This is a genomic window from Christensenellaceae bacterium 44-20, assembly GCA_041223705.1.
In the GTDB taxonomy this organism is placed as follows: domain Bacteria; phylum Bacillota; class Clostridia; order Christensenellales; family Christensenellaceae; genus QANA01.
The window spans coordinates 137,889-154,425 of sequence record JBCLQU010000002.1; the positions used below are offsets into that span (position 1 = coordinate 137,889).

Below are 16,537 nucleotides of genomic sequence, written 5' to 3' on the forward strand. Positions count from 1 at the left end.
CACAGAGTGCACGCCTCTTTTGAACTTGTGTTTTTTCCTTACTTGCTCGCCTCTTCCACGGCGACCGCGACTGCGACGGATGCGCCGACCATCGGGTTGTTGCCCATGCCGATGAGGCCCATCATCTCGACGTGCGCCGGAACAGAGGAGCTGCCCGCGAACTGCGCGTCGCTGTGCATTCTGCCCATGGTGTCCGTCAGGCCATAGGAAGCGGGGCCTGCTGCCATGTTGTCCGGGTGCAGGGTTCTGCCCGTGCCGCCGCCCGAAGCGACGGAGAAGTATTTCTTGCCGTTCTCCACAGCCCACTTCTTATACGTTCCGGCAACAGGGTGCTGGAAGCGGGTGGGGTTGGTGGAGTTGCCCGTGATGGAGACGTCTACGCCCTCTGCCTTCATGATGGCAACGCCCTCCAGAACGTCGTTGGCGCCGTAGCACTTGACAGCCGCGCGCTCGCCCTTGGAATATGCCTTCTCAAAGACGGTCTTGAGCTCGCCGGTGTAGAAATCATATTCCGTCTCGACGTGCGTGAAACCGTTGATGCGGGAGATGATCTGTGCCGCGTCTTTGCCCAGGCCGTTTAAGATAACGCGCAGCGGGTTTTTGCGGACTTTGTTCGCCGTTCTGGCAATGCCGATTGCGCCTTCCGCAGCCGCGAAGGATTCATGGCCGGCCAGGAAGCAGAAGCAGTTGGTCTCCTCGCGCAGCAGCATGGCTGCCAGGTTGCCGTGGCCCAGGCCGACGGCGCGCTGATCTGCGACAGAGCCGGGAATGCAGAACGCCTGCAGGCCAATGCCGATTGCCTCAGCGGCATCCGCGGCCTTCTTGCAGCCTTTTTTCATCGCGATGGCGGCGCCCAGGGTATAGGCCCAGACGGCGTTCTCGAATGCGATGGGCTGAATCGAGCGGACGATCGCGCTGACGTCTACGCCCTTCTCCAGCGTATAGGCCTGAACGTCCTCCAGGGAGGAGAAGCCGTATTCTGCCATGCACTTCTCAATCTTTTTTATTCTTCTATCGTAACCTTCGAATTGTACCATGACGCGCCTCCTTATTCCTTTCTCGGATCGACATACTTGACGGCTTCATCATAGCGGCCGTAAGTATTGATGTTTTTCTCATATGCCTCTTTGGGATCCATGCCCTTGCGGATGGCTTCCATCATCTTGCCGAGGTGCACGAACTTATAGCCGATGACTTCGCCGTTCTCATCCAGGCCCATCTCCAGGCAGTAGCCCTCGGCCATTTCCAGATAGCGGACGCCCTTGGCCTTGGTGCCGTACATGGTGCCGACCTGGCTGCGCAGGCCCTTGCCCAGGTCTTCCAGGCCAGCGCCGACGGGCAGGCCGTTCTCGGAGAAAGCCGTCTGGCTTCTGCCGTAGACGATCTGCAGGAAAAGCTCTCTCATGGCGGTGTTGATGGCGTCGCATACCAGGTCGGTATTCAGCGCTTCCAGGATGGTCTTGCCCGTGAGCACTTCTGCGGCCATGGCGGCAGAGTGCGTCATGCCCGAGCAGCCGATGGTCTCGACCAGCGCCTCTTCAATGACGCCGTCTTTGACGTTGAGCGTCAGCTTGCAGGCGCCCTGCTGGGGCGCGCACCAGCCAATGCCGTGCGTCAAGCCGGAAATATCCTTAATCTCTTTGGCCAGAACCCATTTGCCCTCTTCCGGGATGGGAGCGGGGCCGTGATGCGGGCCTCTTTGCACGCATACCATTTCTTCCACTTCTTTGGAATATTGCATGAAAACGTCCTCCTTCAAATTATCTAGGTGCGTCTTAGACTTCGTGCGCAACTAACAGATACGCTCCTATTATAACAATAAACCGCCCTGAATAAAAGGGATTTTTGGAAAAAATGCCAAGGTGGCTGCCAATTTTGCATGGGGGAGAAAAAACGCGCCGCAAGGCCCCTGGGCGCGGGAAAATTTTCTTGCTATGGCCGGGGAGATTGGATATAATAAATATTTATAGAGAAAGTTTTTATTTTTATCAGAAGGCGAGGCGATAAACATGGAGTATTTGTTTGCAGAGCGGTTTGATAGAGTGGAGGGAAGCGCAATCCGGGCGATTTTCTCCCTGCTGGGCGATCCGGAGATCATCTCTTTTGCCGGCGGAAACCCATCCCCCAAAACCTTCCCTGCAGATAAGCTCGCAGGGTATGCGGCAAAGCTGATCCGAGAGCAGGGAGACAGCGTTTTGCAGTATGGCGGCACGCTGGGCACGGCAGATCTGCTGGGCCAGGTGCAGAAGCTGTTCGAGGCCGAAGGGCTTTCCCCAAAAAAGGAGGAGCTCATCATCCTTTCCGGCTCTTCCCAGGGCATCGATCTGCTAACAAAGACGCTCATCAACCCTGGGGATCGCATCATCGTCGAATCGCCGACGTTCCTGGGCGCTATCCAGACGTTTAAGATGTATCAGGCAGAACTCATCGAGGCTGAGATGGATGAGCATGGCCTGGTGATCGCGGATTTGGAAGAGAAAATCGCAAAGTATCAGCCCAAATTCATTTATACTATTCCGACCTTCCAGAACCCCACCGGGCGCACGCTGCCGGCCGAGCGCAGACGGCAGATTGCCCAGCTGGCAGAGAAGTATGGCGTCATCATTTTGGAGGACGACCCCTATGCTGCCCTGCGCTACGCAGGGGAGGCGCAGCCCTCCATCAAATCCTTCGACCGGGCAAACCGGGTGGTCAAGCTCATGAGCTTTTCCAAGACCATCTCGCCTGGCCTGCGGGTGGGCGCGGCGTATGCGCCGGCGGAGATTATCGCCAAGTTCAACCTGGGCAAACAGGGGCAGGATGTGCATACATCTAACCTGACGCAGGGGCTGGTTTGCGAATATATCAAAGAAGGCGCCTATTTCGATGGCATCGCGGCAAACTGCGCCTATTATGCGGGCAAGCTGGATGCGATGTATGCGGCGGCGCAGAAGTATTTCCCCAAGGGAACCAAGCTGGTGAGGCCGGAGGGCGGCATGTTCCTCTGGGCCGAGCTGCCTGAAGGCATCGACGCGACGGCGCTCTTTGAGGAGGCCGTCCGGCGCAAAGTCGCCTATGTGCCCGGAACGCATTTTTATGCGTATGGCGGGCATGATAATACACTAAGGCTCAACTATACCATGGCCGATGAGGCCCAAATAGAAAAAGGAATGCAGCTTCTAGGAGAGCTGTTTACAGATGGAGGAAACGAAAGAAGATGAAAAACGCATTTGAAGTGCTTCAAGAAAGAGGCTTTGTCAAGCAGGTAACGCACGAGGGGCTGGAAGAGCTTCTGGCCAAAGAGAAGGTTACCTTCTATATCGGCTTCGACCCGACGGCGGACAGCCTGCATGTGGGGCACTTTGTGGCGCTGATGGCAATGGCGCATATGCAGAGAGCGGGGCACCGGCCCATCGTGCTGCTGGGCGGCGGCACGGGCATGATCGGCGATCCCTCGGGCAAAAGCGATATGCGCAAGATGATGACCACCGAGACCATCGATCACAACGTCGCCCAGTTCCGCAAGCAGATTGGCCGGTTCCTGGATTTCGGCGAGGGCAAGGCCATCATGGTGGATAACGCCGAGTGGCTGCGGGATCTCAACTATATCGAGTTCCTGCGGGAAGTGGGCGCGCACTTCTCGGTCAACCGCATGCTCACGGCGGAATGCTATAAGCGGCGGCTGGAGAAGGGCTTAACCTTCCTGGAATTCAACTATATGCTCATGCAGTCCTACGACTTCTTGGAGCTCAACCGCCGCTATGGCTGCAAGCTGGAGATGGGCGGCGACGACCAGTGGAGCAACATCCTGGGCGGCGCAGATCTCATCCGCAGAAAAGAGAAAAAGGAGGCCTATGGCCTGACCTGCACACTGCTCTTAAAGAGCGACGGTAACAAGATGGGCAAAACCGAGGGCGGCGCGCTCTGGCTGGATGCCGAGAAAACATCGCCCTACGAGTTCTACCAATACTGGCGCAATATCGCGGATGCAGACGTCCGCAACTGCCTGGCGCTGCTGACCTTCCTGCCCATGGAGGAAGTGGAGCGGCTGGGCGCGCTCAAAGATGAGAAGATCAACCAGGCTAAGGAAGTGCTGGCCTACGAGGTTACGCGCCAGGTACACGGCGAGGAGGAGGCCAAAAAGGCCCAGGCGGCGGCCAAGACGCTGTTTGCCGGCGCAGAGGGCGGCCAGGCTCCTACCACGGAGATCACCAAAGAGCAGTTTGCCGAAAATAATAAGGTCATCGACCTGATGATGCTGGCCGGGCTGACCAAATCTCGGGGCGAAGCCAGAAGGCTCATTGCCGGCGGCGGCGTGTCCGTCAACGGCGAGAAGGTGGCCGAAGAGCTGGCAGAGCTTTCGGATGCGGATATCCAGGACGGCGCGATCATGATCCGCAAGGGCAAGAAAGTGTTCCATAAGATCGTGGTGAAATAGCGCGGGCAAAGCGAGGGGGGCAGAGCAGTGGAAGAGCTAAGAGAATACCGGACTATTGCACAGCCCTGCACCACCTGCCAAGTGATCAAAAAGTCCAGATTCTATGGGCGGCTCTATCCGGCAGAGAGCATGGAGCAGGCGCAGGAAATTCTGGATGGCCTGAAAAAGCAGTTTTGGGATGCGAGCCATAACTGCAGCGCCATGATTTTTGGACAGATGCGGGAGTTTTCCCGGTGCAGCGACGACGGCGAGCCCCAGGGCACGGCGGGGATGCCCATGCTGGAAACTCTGCGGGGCAGCGGCCTGACGAATATTCTGGCCGTGGTTACCCGGTATTTCGGGGGGACGCTGCTGGGGACGGGCGGCCTGGTGCGGGCCTATGGCTCCAGCGTCTCGCTGGCGCTGGCCGAGGCCAAAAAAATCTGCTATAAGCCCCGGGTCGTCTTTTCGCTCAAACTTCCGTTCCGGCTCTGGGGCAAGGCGGAATCCCAGCTTCTGGCCGCAGGCTACGAGATCGGCGAGGTGCAGTATACGGATGCCGTCTCGGGCACGGTCTTTTCGGATTTCGGCGCAGAAGGCAGGCTGGCCAAGCTCATCAGCGAAATTTCGGCGGGCAAGGCCGCGCCGGTGGAGATAGAGCGGCGCTATCAGGTAATCGAAGAGCGCTAAGCCCTATGGCCTGGGAAATAAAAGAATGAAATTGATAAAATAAAGGAGAGATGGCAATGAAACTGGAGTTTATCCAAAGAGATGTTCTGAAGGAAAAACCGAAAGACGAGACAAAACTGGGCTTCGGGCGGATTTTTACCGACTATATGCTCATGATGAAGCGCGATGGGCAGCGCGGCTGGTATCATGCGGCGATTGAGCCGTATGCCAACCTTTCGCTTTCCCCTGCGGCCACGGTTCTGCACTATTCCCAGGAGGTTTTTGAGGGGCTGAAGGCATACCGCGCAGAGGATGGCAGAGTGCTCATGTTCCGGCCCTGGGATAACGTGAAGCGCCTGGCGACTTCCGCAGAGCGCATCTGCATGGCCCCCTTCGACGGCGAGTTTTTCCTGAACTCTCTGTATGAGCTCATCAAAACCGAGCAGGACTGGATCCCCACTTCCCCCGGCACATCGCTGTATATCCGGCCGACGTATATCGGCGTGGATCCGTTTGTGGGCGTGCGCCCGGCAGAGGAATACCTGCTGTATGTCATCCTCTCTCCCTCCGGCGCATACTATGCTTCCGGCCTGTCCCCGGTGGATATCTATGTCGAGAGCAAATATGTCCGGGCGGTCAAGGGCGGCACGGGCCACCACAAGACGGGCGGCAACTATGCGGCCAGCCTGCTGGCCGGCGAAATTGCCCATAAGAAGGGCTTCGGCCAGGTGCTCTGGCTGGATGGCAAGGAGAATAAGTATGTCGAGGAAGTCGGCGCGATGAACATCTTCTTCAAGATCAAGGGCGAGCTGGTTACGCCTCCGCTGGGCGGCAGCATTCTGCCCGGCATCACGAGAGATTCCATCATCACGCTGGCAAAAGATATGGGCATCCCGGTCAGCGAGCGCAGAATCTCCGCAGAGGAGCTTTATGAGGCTTCTAGGGACGGCTCGCTGGAAGAGATCTTCGGCTCGGGCACGGCGGCTGTGGTCAGCCCGGTGGGCAAGCTGCTCTGGGAGGATAAGGAGATCATCCCCGGCGACGGCCAGATGGGCGAGACGACCAAACTGCTCTACGATACGCTGACGGGCATCCAGTATGGTAGAATTGAGGATAAATTCGGCTGGGTCAAGGAGATCAAATAGCGCTGCATGGTTAACGTTTTGTTAAAAATGCGGCCCTGAATTGACTATCCGGCGCGGATGGTTTAGAATAATACCGTATTATTAGGTTTTCTGGTAATACGGTATTTTTTATTCGTCAAATACCCCGCGTGGGTTGCCTGAATGGAGGGTAAGAATGGAGCATAGTTTTTCGCTTAGAAAAATGATGGCGGTGCTGCTGGTGGCGGTGCTGGCCTTTGGAGTTTTATGGATGCCTTCGTCTGCAAAAGCTGCGGGCGACAATATGGAGATGACGGTGGAATTCTCGCCGACTTCGCTCTCTTCCAGCGGAGAGGTGAAGGTGCGCGCGGTGGTCAGCAACCGGGGCGACGATGTCTCCAATGTTACGGTAACTGTGGGCGATAAGCAGGTTGCCAGCTGGAGCAGCTTTATCGCGGGCAACTCGGATGCCGCAGAATACTCCTACACAGTCAAGGATTCGGAGATCGGCTCGAATATCCCGGTCGTGCTTAACTATGAGTATAACGGCGAGAGCAAGAAAATCTCCAAGAGCTTTAAAGTCGCCAAAAAAGAGGCGAACGTCAAAGTCAGCACGGCGGTGAAAGTCGATAAAAACGTCGTTCCCAAGGAGACCAAAGTCGAGTTTACTTTTGTCGTGGAAAACCAGGGCGATACGACCATCGAGAACTGCACGATCTCCGCGCCGGTGCTCAACGGCGGCAATGCCGTCAGCAAGGCGTTTTCCGTCGCGCCGGGGGATGTCAAGTATATCACCTATACCGGCACGATCATGAAGACCATTAATGTCGAGCCGACGCTCAAATACACGGCCGCAGGCAAGAATTACAGCCGCAATATGGAGAGCCTCAAGGTTACCATGTCCTCGGCCTCCCTTTCCATGGCGGCAACTGCGGAGTCTACTACAATAGAAGCCGGGGAAAACGCCAAGTTCAACCTGGTGATCAAAAACGACGGCAATGTGGATCTCAAGAACCTGGTCGTCAAGGATGCCTCGGGCAATACCGTCCCTCTGGGTACTTCCACCATCAAAGAGGGTGCGACGCTGACGGCGGATGTTTCGGATACGCTGACGGCCAGCAAGACCTATTCCTTCACGGCGACCTGCGAGGACGATTCGGGAGAGACGTATACCTTCCAGTCCAACGAGATGGAGATCACCGTCGAGCAGAAAGAGGAAGTAGACTATCAGAAAGATCTCTCTCTAAGTGTAACGGTAGATCAGAGCAGCTATGCGCAGACGGGCAAAGTAACCTTCAAGCTGGTGCTCAAAAACCAGGGCGAGGGGATATTCACGGATGTTACGATTTCGGAAGAGACGCTGGGCAATTTGGGGACGTACGACGTCCTGATGCCAGGCGAAAAAGATATCGATACAGAGGCCGAGCTCTCCGAGAATGCGGTGTTCCGCTTCAAAGTGAGCGCCACAGATCCGGACGGCAAGGCAGTGGCAGTTTCCAGCAGCGATGTTCCGGTCGAAGTAAAGGAAGAGAAAAAGGCTTCCTCCGGGCTGGGCACAGCCATTTGGATTGTGGTGATCGTATTCATTCTGATGGTTGCGGCGGGCATTGCGCTCATCATCCTGGTCAATAAGGAAAAGAAGAACCAGAAAAAGCTGCCCCCAAAAAACTCTCCCGCAAGGCCGGAGACGCGCCGCCCGAGAGTCGAGCGCGTTTCGCCGGCGGCTGCCGCTTCGCCGGTTTCCGAGCGCTATGAGCGTCCGGAGCCCAAGGGCAATTTCCGGGATTTCGAACTGGAAGCGGATGAGGAAGAGCCGGAGGCAGAGCAGGAAGAGACGCTGCGGGAAGAGCAAGAGCAGCGGCCGGCTATGCGGCGGAAGGTTGCTCCCAAAGTAGATCCTTCGGATTTTGAAGACCGCAACAATTTCTAAAAGACAAAAAGCGGGCGCCCCGTGGGCGCCCTTTTTGTGTTGAGGAAAAAATAAAAAATACTTGTTCTCTAAATGAATTGTGCCGGGCCTCGGCGGGCCGGGCTGATCGAGCTGAAAGGCAATAGGCGCTTTGTATCGCGCATAATCGGCAGCTTTTTCTCTGTAATTTCATCATAATACATTTTATTACAAAAGTAAAGATAATTTACTACAAAAATGTAATAAATTTATGAAAAATGTACTATATGCTCCAAAAGCCGCGTTGCGCGAATCACCGCTTTATAGTATAATATTTCTACCCGTTACTGAAATCGAAGATTTCAAACGGGTTCCATAAATATTGAATCATGAGCGCTGCTCCGCTTCGCCGCAGCGCAAGAGAGGGAAGCAAGCTTCCGCTTGCTCCGATCATGATATAATATTTCTGCCCGCCCGCTGCGGCATTGGCAGGAGGGTAAGATACGAGTAATATGCCCGGCAGGGCGATAGAAGAGGGGAAAAGATGGCGCATTTTACATTCGATGCCGTAGTGAAAATTGGGTCTATGGCGCTCATTCGAAAAGAGGATAACGACCTGGATTATAATATCATTTCCAGATTGGCGCACGATCTGCGGCCAGGCTATATTCTGGTCAGCTCGGGCGCGGCGGAAATCGGGAGAATCGACTATATGAAGCGCAATGGCAGCGAGCTCAAAGGCGATTTGGAAGAAATCAAGACGGATTATTCTTCCCAGGGGCAGGCCATTTTGATGGGGCTCTACCGGGATTTTATCGACCCCAAATACTCTGTTCGGCAGATGCTGGTGGAGCACAGCCACTTCAACGAGCCGGAAAAGGCAGAGCATCTGCGCAAGCTCTTTTTCCGGGCGGCCAATCAGAACGCCATCCCCATCGTCAACTACAACGACCCTGTGAGCAATGAGGAGACGCGGCGTTTTGAGATCGCGTCCTTGCGCCAAAATAAAGGGGACGGGGAAGTGGTGGAATGCGTGGATAACGACGAGACGGCGGTTGTCGTCAGCCAGCTGGTCGGGGCAGAGCGCCTGGTCATTCTGACCTCCACAGAGGGTATTTATAAGGACCCCAAAGATGCCTCCACTTTGATCGAGGAAGTGCGCGGCTCTTCGGCAGAGGAGATCGATGCGAAAATCGATGAGATGCTGGCCTATTGCAGCGGGGCCTCCAGGGTGGGGGCGAACGGCGCCAAGGCCAAGCTGATGTTTGCCAAGCGCGCTCTGGAAAATGGGACGGATGTTGTCATCGCCAGCGCGGCGCACCGGCTTTCGGATATTATGGATGGGAAAGTCCGCTGTACGCGGCTGATGATCGACTGAGCAAAAAAGGCCCCAAAGAGCAGCTCTTTGGGGCCTTTTTTGCGCCCAAATTTCGGCGCGGGAGCGGCGGTGCGGCGAAATTTTCCGAAAAGAGGGAAAAAGGCTTGTGGGGCATGCAGGCCTTGGGTTATACTGGAGATATCCGAGTATAAAAAAGAAAGAGGAATGAAGATGGAAAAGCGGAAAGCGAGCCTGGGCTTTTACTGCGGCGCCCTATTGTTTTGTTTTTACTTTACTTTCGGCATTTTTGGCTCGATGCTGACGATTTATCTGAGTGATCTTGGAAAGACGCCTGTGGAGATCGCGTTTGTACTCTCGGCATCCGGCATTTTCGCCATCGCGCTTCAGCCCGTCGTGGGCTTTTTGGACGACCGCATCAAGAACCGCAAGGCGCTGGGCGGCGCAATCCTGGGCCTGGCGGCGGTGGCGGCACTCTGCTTTACCATCACCCGGCAAACCTGGCTGCTGTTTTTGCTGGATGGCCTGGTGCTCTCGGGGATGAGCAGCCTTCTGCCCATCTTTGAAAAGATCGCGACCTCCGGTCCCTATCGCTACGGCTCGGTGCGCATCTGGGGAAGCATCGGCTTTGCCGCGGCCTCTCAATTGGGCAGCATTTTATATGCGCACGTCTGGAACCGCTCGGTCTTTTTTGCGGCGGCAGCGGCGCTGTTTCTGACAATTTTCTTCTTAAGCCGCTTCAGCACGGCTTCCATGGCGCAGCAGCCTAGGGAAAAGAAGCAGCAGCCAAAAGACTGGCACCCAGCCAAAGCCCTGCTGGGCAGCAAGACGTATCTTCTGCTGTTGCTTCTGGCAGTGATTTTCGCCGGGCTCTCTGTGATGAACGAGACGTATCTCTCGCTGTTTTTGACGGACAGCGGGTTTACTGTGCCGCAATCGGGTTTGGTGCTCGCGCTGGCCGTTTTAATGGAAATTCCGCTGCTTCTGTTTTCGCATCGGTATATGGATGGGCTTTCAGGCAAGCAGCTGCTGTTCCTGGTGTTCGGCAGTCTGGGCATCCAGTTTGCCGGCTGCTGGCTGATCTCCATAAACTGGATCGTTGCCGCCTGCGTCGTGCTGCTGCGGGCCATCGGCAGCAATATGCTGTTTGTGATGGTAACCATCAAGATTACCGCGGGTGCAGTAGACGAGGCATATTCCTCCACAGCGCTGGGCATTGTGGAGATGGTAAAATCCATCGGAACCATTCTGTTCCAGGCGTTCAGCGGCTTTTTAGTGAAAGCGAAGGGGTTTGCCGGGCTTTATGCAGTCGCGACGATTCTGGCGGCGGCCGGGCTGGTCATCTGCCTGCTCATGCGCACAAAGCCCCAGGCCGAGCGGGCGCTGTTTTCGGGAAGCAAGAGCTGAGGGAGCAGCAGAAAAGAGTGTTTTCGAGGCATGGCATAGCGCCGTGCCTTTTTTATCCGCAAAAAGCGGCCATTGTCGCGGCGGGTGCGGCAGTTTTTATCTCGGCTTCCTTGCAGAAGCGGCAGAGAAAAGCAATAGCTGACAAAGGCGATAGCAATGTAACTTGGTGCGTACGGAATTGCTCAAATGATACATTAATTTTTTGCGATGCTCAGATCGGCAGTCGGATTTATGTTGTCCGCTGTGCTATTGCAAAGGTGGTGCAGTGCGGGCAAATAAAAAAGAATGCCGAATTTCTTCGGCATTCTTTTTGGTTGACAGAGCGGTTAGTTCTGCTCTGCTTTGTTCTTGTAATTCTCGTAGCGCTCTTTTGCCTCTTCTTCTGCCCGAGCGAACAGAACTTCAGCATCCTGCGGGAACATCTTCTGGAGCGTGCGGTAGCGCGTCTCTCCGGTGATGAAGTCGCGGTAGCTGCCGGTGGGCTCTTTGGAATCCAGCGTGAAGGGATTCTTGCCCTCTTCCTTGAGCGCCGGGTTGAAGCGGTAGAGCTGCCAGTAGCCAGCTTCCACAGCCTTCTTCTCCTCCAGCTGCGCCTTGCCCATGTTGATGCCATGGTTGATGCAGGGGGAGTAGCAGATGACCAGGGACGGGCCGTCGTAGGCTTCTGCTTCGTTCATCGCCTTGACGAGCTGCGCCTGGTTTGCACCCATCGCGCAGGAAGCGACGTAGATATAGCCGTAAGTCATCGCGATAGAGCCAAGGTCTTTCTTCTTGGTTCTCTTGCCGGCAGCAGCGAACTTGGCAACTGCGCCGGTCGGGGAAGACTTGGATGCCTGGCCGCCGGTGTTGGAATAAACCTCGGTATCCAGAACCAGGATGTTGATATCCTCATCCATGGCCAGAACGTGGTCTACACCGCCGTAGCCAATGTCGTATGCCCAGCCGTCGCCGCCGATGATCCAGATGGATTTCTTGATGAACAGGTCTGCATCTGCATCCAGAGCCTGAAGAGCCGCTTTCGCATCGCCGGAAGCTGCGGCAATCGCAGCGGGAAGCTCTGCCTTGATGACCTTCGCGCAGGCCTTGGTGTTGTCTGCATCCTTGGGAGCGGCAGCCCATTTCTCCAGCGCTTCCTTGAGCGCGCCGGATACGATGCCGTCTTCCAGAACTTTTGCGACTTTATCTTTGAGCGCGGCGCGTCTCTGCAGATATGCCAGCGCCATGCCGTAGCCGAACTCCGCGTTATCCTCGAAGAGGGAGTTTGCCCAAGCCGGGCCATGGCCTTCTTCGTTGACGGTATACGGGCAGGTCGGCGCGGAACCGCCATAGATGGAGGAGCAGCCGGTTGCGTTTGCGATGATCATGCGGTCGCCGAACAGCTGGGAAACCAGCTTGACGTAGGGCGTCTCGCCGCAGCCTGCGCATGCGCCCGAGAACTCGAACAGCGGCTGCAGATACTGGCTGCCGATGACGGTGGATTTATTGACGGAAATCTCCGGGCGGGGCAGCTCGACTGCGAACTCCCAGTTGGCCTCTTCCGTCTTGCAGCTTTCTGCCAGAGGCTCCATCTCCAGCGCTTTCTGCTTAGCCGGGCAAACTTCTACGCAGTTGCCGCAGCCCGTGCAGTCCAGCGGGGAGAGCTGCATGCGGAACTTGTATCCAGCGACGTCCTTGCCGCGGGCATCTTTGGTGATGTATGCAGCAGGAGCATCGGCCAGGTCCTCTTCCTTGGCCAGGAACGGACGGATGCAGGCATGCGGGCAGACCAGCGAGCACTGGTTGCACATGATGCAGTTTTCCGGAATCCACTTGGGAACGTTGACGGCAATGCCTCTCTTCTCGTACTTGGTCGTGCCCGTGGGAACGAAGCCTCTCGGGTCGAAGGTAGAGACGGGCAGTGCATCGCCCTTCTGCGTCGCGATGGGGTGGATGACTTCCTTGAAGTATTCGTTCTCAGCGACTTTCGCCGGCTCAGCGCCGGTGGTCGCCTCTGCCCAGGAAGCGGGGTAGTTGATCTCCTGAACCTGGGAGATAGCCACGTCGATGGCCTTCCAGTTCATGTTGACGATATCGTCGCCCTTCTTGCCATAGGTCTTCTTGACGGCCGCCTTCATGTATTCCACAGCGTCCGCCTCGGGAATGACACCGGCAATCTTGAAGAAAGCTGCCTGCAGGCACATGTTGATTCTGCCGCCCAGGCCGACTTCTCTCGCGATTTTCACGCCGTCGATGTTGTAGAACTTCAGCTTCTTAGAAGCGATCTCTCTCTTCATGGAAGCCGGGAGCTGGTTCTCCATATCTTCGGGCGTCCAGGGGCTGTTCAGCAGGAAGGTGCCGCCCTCTTTGATGCCCTCCAGAACGTCGTAGCGCGTGACGTAGCTGGGGTTGTGGCATGCGACGAAATCTGCGACGTCGATGAGATAGGTCGACTGAATGGGCGTTTTGCCGAAACGCAGATGGGAAATCGTGATGCCGCCGGACTTCTTGGAGTCGTAGCTGAAGTAGCCCTGGGCATACATATCCGTGTGGTCGCCGATGATCTTAATGGTGTTCTTGTTGGCGCCGACCGTACCGTCCGAGCCAAGGCCGAAGAACTTCGCGCGGAAGCAGCCTTCGGGAGCGGCGTCGATCTGCTCGTGAATTTCCAGGGAAGTGCCCGTAACGTCGTCTACGATGCCGACGGTGAAGTGGTTCTTGGGCTCTGCCGCGGCCATGTTGTCGTAAACAGCCTTGACCATGGTGGGCGTGAACTCTTTGGAGCCCAGGCCATACCGGCCGCCCAGAACTTTGAGCATACGGCCCTGCTCGAACAGCGCTGCGATGACATCTTCATACAGCGGCTCGCCCAGGGAGCCGGGCTCTTTGGTTCTGTCGAGAACGGTAACGGATTTGACGCTGGCCGGGATCGCATCCACGAATGCCTTTGCGCTGAAGGGGCGGTAGAGGTGAACCTTCACCATGCCGACCTTCTCGCCGCGTGCGTTCATGTAGTTGACAGCCTCTTCCGCAGCCTCTGCGCCGGAGCCCATCAGCACGATGACTCTCTCGGCATCCGGTGCGCCGACATAGTCGAACAGGTGATAAGCGCGGCCGAATTTCTTGGCGAACTCATCCATCGTGTTCTGGACGATCTCGGGCGTCGCCAGGTAGTATTTATTTGCAGCTTCGCGGTTCTGGAAGTAGATATCCGGGTTCTGCGCCGTGCCCTGCTGATGCGGATGCTCGGGGTTGAGCGCCCGGGCGCGGAATTCCTTGACGGCATCCCAATCGATCATGGAAGCGAGATCGTCATAGTCCAGCATCTCGATCTTGGAAACCTCGTGGGAGGTTCTGAAACCATCGAAGAAGTTGACGAACGGAACTTTCGCCTTGAGCGTGGAAAGGTGCGCAATCGCGGCCATATCCATAACTTCCTGCACGGAGTTGCCGCAGATCATGGCAAAGCCGGTCTGGCGCGCGGCCATAACGTCTGCATGATCGCCAAAAATGCTCAGCGCGTGAGCAGCCAGCGCTCTTGCGGAAACATGGAACACGCAGGGCAAAAGCTCGCCGGAGATTTTGTACATGTTGGGGATCATGAGCAGCAGGCCCTGAGAAGCCGTGAAGGTGGAAGTGAATGCGCCGGCAGCCAGCGAACCGTGCACAGCGCCCGAAGCGCCCGCCTCGCTCTGCAGCTCAGACATCTTCATTCTCTGGCCGAAGATGTTTTTTCTTCCCTGAGCAGCCCATTCATCGCATGCCTCCGCCATGGGCGAAGAAGGCGTGATGGGGTAGATGGCGCCGACATCGGAAAACGCATAAGCAACATGCGCGGCCGCTGTGTTACCATCAATCGTTAATTTTTGTGCCATTGATTATAGCCCTCCAATTTGGAATATTTGGAAATTGCCGGATGCCCCGGCAGCCTGTACATAACAGCTAAAAAACGCGTTGCATCAAAAAAGAAGCTGCGTTTTGATCAGCATCTTTATTATAGCTTATCCGGCGGTTTTTCGTCAAGGGATAACGGGGCGGAAAAAGCCTGTAAAATAGGAAAAAAAGGGGCTTTTCTGCGGGGCCGGCAGCCCGGGAAAGCGGCCCGCAAACCCGGAGAGGGCGGGCAGAAAAGGGCGGAGCGGCAAGAAAAGAAAGAGCTGTTTTTGAGCAGGGGAGGGGGAAAGATGAGCCGAGGCAGCAAAAAAGCGGGGCAGCCTGCCCCGCTTCTGTTTTCGGTTTAATGCCCAGCCGGGCGCAAGGGATCGCGCGCCGCGGTAACATCCAAGAATGGCTTGTAAATTTCCCGATACTCATTCAGTGCCGTGCCATCCATCGTGCGGCGGTCCATGAGCAGCGTGCCGTCCTTCATCTCCCAGTTGATGGCGTTTTTAGAGCCAACGCCGCAGAAGAGCTTGAAGCCGGCATTTTTGAGCACCTCGATGCGCGGATCCTCGTTGGGAATGCGCGCGCCGAAGGGCCAGATGAAGACCGGCGTCTCCCCGACGATGTTCTGCACTTCGTTCTGCCACTTCTGCGTGTCGTCCTGCACTTTTTCCAGCGAGGCGTTGGCGAAGTTGGTGTGGCTGTAGCTGTGGCTTGCAAACGTCCAGCCGTGCTCTTTTAAGACGGCCACAACCTTCTTGGCCTCCTCAATTTCCGATTCTCTGTTTTCGCTCTGCCGGTTGGTCCGGTAGCCCAGCACGCCGGCAAAGCCCGTCAGCGCGATGACGCCCTTGGCGCCGTTGTGGCTGAAATCCGGGTGCTCCTTGCAGAACTGCTCGATGATGGGGATGAACTCGTTGTCGTAGCTGATGACTTCCTCGCCGTTTAAGTGCTTGGTGTAGGAGGCCAGTTCGCCGTTTTCATCCACGATGATCTTATCCACCATGCCGCAGTGCATTTTGCGCGAATCGTAGACCACGTCGTCAAACGACATGATGAGCGGCTTTTTGCCCTCGGGCAGCATCAGCTTGTCGGCCCAGGCGAACGTCTTGCCGTCGCCGCTGGGGTTTTCGATGCAGATGGCGGGGTCGACCAGAATAAAGCCGTAGTCGTAGAGCGCCTGGAGGAAATGCTTGAACTCATAGGGCGTGATGCAGTCCTTCCAATAATACTCTGTGTTTGTCTCTACTGTGATCTCCGGGAACGCGATGAGCGCGTGCGTGAACCAGTGCTCCACGATGCCTGTATACTCCACCAGCTTGACTTCCTTGGACTGCTTGATTCCCTGGTATTTTTCCAGCGCCGCGCTGAGCCGCTCGCTCTGCGTATAGGAAAGCCCCTGATTCAAGACGGCGATAGAGGCGTCGTAGGCCGTCTCATCCTCGGCGTAAAGGGCATCTGCTCTTTGGATGCAGAGGTCGGCAATCTTCTCCATGGCGGCTGCGTGGTTTTCGTTGTCTTCCGGCGTGGCGGCCAGCAGAGCCAGGGCACCGTCGAAATCTCCGCTTTGCATGAGCTCATCCGCAGAGGTCAGAACTGAGGCAACGGGTTTCGCGTCCCCTTCCTTATCCGGAGTCTTTTTCACGGCCTTGATGATGAAAATGCCCGCGACGACGACAACCGCGGCTGCCAAAACACTGCATGCGGCAATTATGATATGCTTGCGCCTGCGCTCCCTGCGGCGCAGCCTGGATCTGTAGCTCATAGTGCACCTCGAAAAATGTAAATTAATGTGGGTTTCTGAAAATATGATATACCTTTGCCGGGGCAGAGTAAAGCAAATTGTGAATTGTTTGTAAAGCTGATACAAATACTATGCC

12 protein-coding genes are annotated in these 16,537 nt (G+C 56.1%); 7 read left to right on the forward strand and 5 right to left on the reverse strand.

Features of this window, described 5'->3' with window-relative positions; all coding sequences use genetic code 11:
* Positions 1–38: 38 nt before the first annotated feature.
* From AALG83_07625 to AALG83_07635, 3 genes are all read right to left on the reverse strand, one after another.
* Positions 39–1,037 carry a GGGtGRT protein gene (locus AALG83_07625; GenBank protein MEY8383023.1) on the reverse strand — a complete coding sequence of 333 codons (999 nt, stop codon included), beginning with the start codon at positions 1,035–1,037 and terminating at the stop codon, positions 39–41.
* 11 nt (positions 1,038–1,048) lie between these two features.
* A complete protein-coding gene (locus tag AALG83_07630) occupies positions 1,049–1,741 on the reverse strand; it encodes an iron-sulfur cluster assembly scaffold protein (GenBank protein ID MEY8383024.1) in 693 nt (230 codons plus the stop codon).
* A 69-nt stretch (positions 1,742–1,810) separates the two neighbouring features.
* Entirely contained in the window at positions 1,811–2,011 is a 201-nt protein-coding gene (locus AALG83_07635) for a hypothetical protein (GenBank protein MEY8383025.1), read from the reverse strand.
* Here AALG83_07635 and AALG83_07640 point away from each other — a divergent pair.
* From AALG83_07640 to AALG83_07670, 7 genes are all read left to right on the forward strand, one after another.
* Positions 2,010–3,200 carry a PLP-dependent aminotransferase family protein gene (locus AALG83_07640; GenBank protein MEY8383026.1) on the forward strand — a complete coding sequence of 397 codons (1,191 nt, stop codon included), beginning with the start codon at positions 2,010–2,012 and terminating at the stop codon, positions 3,198–3,200. The genes AALG83_07635 and AALG83_07640 overlap by 2 nt on opposite strands.
* Positions 3,197–4,417, forward strand: coding sequence for a tyrosine--tRNA ligase (gene tyrS, locus AALG83_07645; protein MEY8383027.1), 1,221 nt, complete (start codon positions 3,197–3,199; stop codon positions 4,415–4,417). The genes AALG83_07640 and tyrS overlap by 4 nt, the downstream gene beginning before the upstream one ends.
* A gap of 27 nt (positions 4,418–4,444) precedes the next feature.
* A complete protein-coding gene (locus AALG83_07650) occupies positions 4,445–5,086 on the forward strand; it encodes a YigZ family protein (protein ID MEY8383028.1) in 642 nt (213 codons plus the stop codon).
* A gap of 56 nt (positions 5,087–5,142) precedes the next feature.
* On the forward strand, positions 5,143–6,210 hold the full coding sequence (locus tag AALG83_07655) for a branched-chain amino acid aminotransferase (GenBank protein ID MEY8383029.1): 1,068 nt from the start codon (positions 5,143–5,145) through the stop codon (positions 6,208–6,210).
* Between the two features lie 154 nt (positions 6,211–6,364).
* The gene (locus tag AALG83_07660) at positions 6,365–8,098 is read left to right on the forward strand and encodes a hypothetical protein (GenBank protein ID MEY8383030.1); all 1,734 of its coding nucleotides are present in this window, start codon (positions 6,365–6,367) and stop codon (positions 8,096–8,098) included.
* Between the two features lie 502 nt (positions 8,099–8,600).
* Entirely contained in the window at positions 8,601–9,434 is an 834-nt protein-coding gene (locus tag AALG83_07665) for a uridylate kinase (protein ID MEY8383031.1), read from the forward strand.
* 171 nt (positions 9,435–9,605) lie between these two features.
* Positions 9,606–10,799, forward strand: a complete 1,194-nt coding sequence (locus AALG83_07670; protein MEY8383032.1) for an MFS transporter — start codon at positions 9,606–9,608, stop codon at positions 10,797–10,799.
* A gap of 326 nt (positions 10,800–11,125) precedes the next feature.
* On the opposite strand, the gene nifJ is transcribed toward AALG83_07670, so the two are convergent.
* Both nifJ and AALG83_07680 read right to left on the reverse strand, forming a co-directional pair.
* Positions 11,126–14,650: a pyruvate:ferredoxin (flavodoxin) oxidoreductase gene (gene nifJ, locus AALG83_07675; protein MEY8383033.1), complete on the reverse strand. Its 3,525-nt coding sequence runs from the start codon at positions 14,648–14,650 to the stop codon at positions 11,126–11,128.
* A 362-nt stretch (positions 14,651–15,012) separates the two neighbouring features.
* A complete protein-coding gene (locus AALG83_07680; GenBank protein ID MEY8383034.1) occupies positions 15,013–16,422 on the reverse strand; it encodes a polysaccharide deacetylase family protein in 1,410 nt (469 codons plus the stop codon).
* Positions 16,423–16,537 lie beyond the last annotated feature (115 nt).

Bases quoted from the DNA above. Each gene is read 5' to 3' on its own strand.
- AALG83_07625 (MEY8383023.1), bottom strand. From the start codon at position 1,037: ATGGTACAATTCGAAGGTTACGATAGAAGAATAAAAAAGATTGAGAAG.
- AALG83_07630 (MEY8383024.1), bottom strand. From the start codon at position 1,741: ATGCAATATTCCAAAGAAGTGGAAGAAATGGTATGCGTGCAAAGAGGC.
- AALG83_07640 (MEY8383026.1), top strand. From the start codon at position 2,010: ATGGAGTATTTGTTTGCAGAGCGGTTTGATAGAGTGGAGGGAAGCGCA.
- AALG83_07635 (MEY8383025.1), bottom strand. From the start codon at position 2,011: ATGTTTATCGCCTCGCCTTCTGATAAAAATAAAAACTTTCTCTATAAA.
- tyrS (MEY8383027.1), top strand. From the start codon at position 3,197: ATGAAAAACGCATTTGAAGTGCTTCAAGAAAGAGGCTTTGTCAAGCAG.
- AALG83_07655 (MEY8383029.1), top strand. From the start codon at position 5,143: ATGAAACTGGAGTTTATCCAAAGAGATGTTCTGAAGGAAAAACCGAAA.
- AALG83_07660 (MEY8383030.1), top strand. From the start codon at position 6,365: ATGGAGCATAGTTTTTCGCTTAGAAAAATGATGGCGGTGCTGCTGGTG.
- AALG83_07665 (MEY8383031.1), top strand. From the start codon at position 8,601: ATGGCGCATTTTACATTCGATGCCGTAGTGAAAATTGGGTCTATGGCG.
- AALG83_07670 (MEY8383032.1), top strand. From the start codon at position 9,606: ATGGAAAAGCGGAAAGCGAGCCTGGGCTTTTACTGCGGCGCCCTATTG.
- nifJ (MEY8383033.1), bottom strand. From the start codon at position 14,650: ATGGCACAAAAATTAACGATTGATGGTAACACAGCGGCCGCGCATGTT.
- AALG83_07680 (MEY8383034.1), bottom strand. From the start codon at position 16,422: ATGAGCTACAGATCCAGGCTGCGCCGCAGGGAGCGCAGGCGCAAGCAT.